We start from the raw sequence: 1,409 nt of genomic DNA, 5'->3' as shown, positions 1-1,409 counted from the left end.
GGAACACCATACCGAGTTGGACACCGCGCTCCCGCACGAGGTGAAGAAGCCGCTCCCAGACGCCGGCACGCGACCAGCGGATGAAGATCTGGGCAGCCCGCCACCAGGGTCCCAATTCCTCGGGAATGGCTCGCCATTTGGCTCCGTTCTGATGCCGCCAAAGGATGGCCGAGAGCGTGCGCTGCAGATCCTGAGGAGGCGTTTTGGCCTTGGGCCGGCAGGCTTCAACCAGGGGCTCCAGATCAGCCCATTGCGCGTCGCTCAGCATCGTCCCTCCTCCATCAGAGAGACGAAAACGCAAGCCCAGCCAATCTGTTCAGGCGACGACAGGCCCTAGGTACATCGGCTTGTCGAGATCGGCCGGCGTAGCAGCCTGAAAGGTCGGCTGCCCGTCGTAGTACCAAGTGATGGTGTCGGGTTCCCAATCAACGCCGTAGGTGTGGAAGCCCGACGTCATGTCCGAGACGGTGACGTTGGCTTCATTCAGGTAATGCGTTGCATCGACCTTCTGGTCACCGGAGACCTGACTGTGGACCGTGTTGCGCAGGGTGGTCGGCTCACTGCCGATCATCTCCATCACGTCGAGTTCCGGCGGCCAGCTCCCGTCCTCCGGCAGCATCCAGAAAGCCGGCCATAGGCCATGACCGGCCGGGAGTTCTGCGCGCATTTCGAAGTAGCCGTAGGTCTGGCTGAACTCGTGATAGGTGTTGATCATCCCGGACGTGTAGGCCTGTCCCTCCAGCGATCCCTGGATGTCGGGGGCGGCCGGCGCGGCGAAGATCGTCAGCGCACCGTCGGCAACGTGGAACGGGTTCGGCAAACTGTTGCCGGCACCAGCCGCCCCGTCGGCTCCTGCGACGTAGTATTGCGACTCGTCGTTGTATGGCATCGTCCCGGTCGCGCGGATCTTGGTCGACCATTGCGGTGCTCCAACCGTGTCGAGACCTGTCGTGCCATTCCAGGTATCGAAGGCGTCGAACTCCTCGGCGAAGGTCAACGTCGCGGTCTGCGACAGGTTGTTCGGGTCGATCGCCATAGGGATGGCCGCCTATCCCTGGAGCTGAAAGAACTCAGCTACTGCTGCACAACTCCAGGTAGAATATAACTCTCAGTTATGCGTTCCAGGGTTGCAGTACGTAGCGTATGCCGTTTCTGGAATGGCACGCCCTGTTCAGTGATGCCCTTGCTGTTGATCTGCGGTCGATCCCTTCTCACGTTCTCCACGATCCCGACTGGCACGGCGGCCGCTCAGATGCTCAGCGCGGCCTCCGAGCTTTCGCGCTAGAGCGGCATCCGATCAGGCTGAATCAATAGGGTTTACCACTCGGAGCGTGATGTGATTCTCTTGGCGGCTTTTGCAGGAGAGCCGCATGGCATCAGCTCTATCCGTCGATCTGCGCGCGCGTGTC

At 61.3% G+C, this 1,409-nt stretch carries 2 protein-coding genes; both read right to left on the bottom strand.

The genetic code is table 11. The features are described 5' to 3' along the window. On the bottom strand, window positions 1–268 hold a 268-nt coding region (locus tag FV226_RS27520; RefSeq protein WP_147765405.1), incomplete at its 3' end, for a transposase. 48 nt (window positions 269–316) lie between these two features. Further along, on the bottom strand, window positions 317–1,036 hold the full coding sequence (locus tag FV226_RS27515) for a glycoside hydrolase family 16 protein (protein ID WP_147765404.1): 720 nt from the start codon (window positions 1,034–1,036) through the stop codon (window positions 317–319). Window positions 1,037–1,409: the final 373 nt, after the last annotated feature.

It is taken from the genome of Methylobacterium sp. WL12, assembly GCF_008039475.1.
Classification (GTDB): domain Bacteria; phylum Pseudomonadota; class Alphaproteobacteria; order Rhizobiales; family Beijerinckiaceae; genus Methylobacterium; species Methylobacterium cerastii.
This window is presented reverse-complemented; position numbering and strand designations above follow the sequence as displayed.

Coding starts and splice junctions, on each gene's coding strand:
- FV226_RS27515 (WP_147765404.1), bottom strand. CDS start 1,036: ATGGCGATCGACCCGAACAACCTGTCGCAGACCGCGACGTTGACCTTC.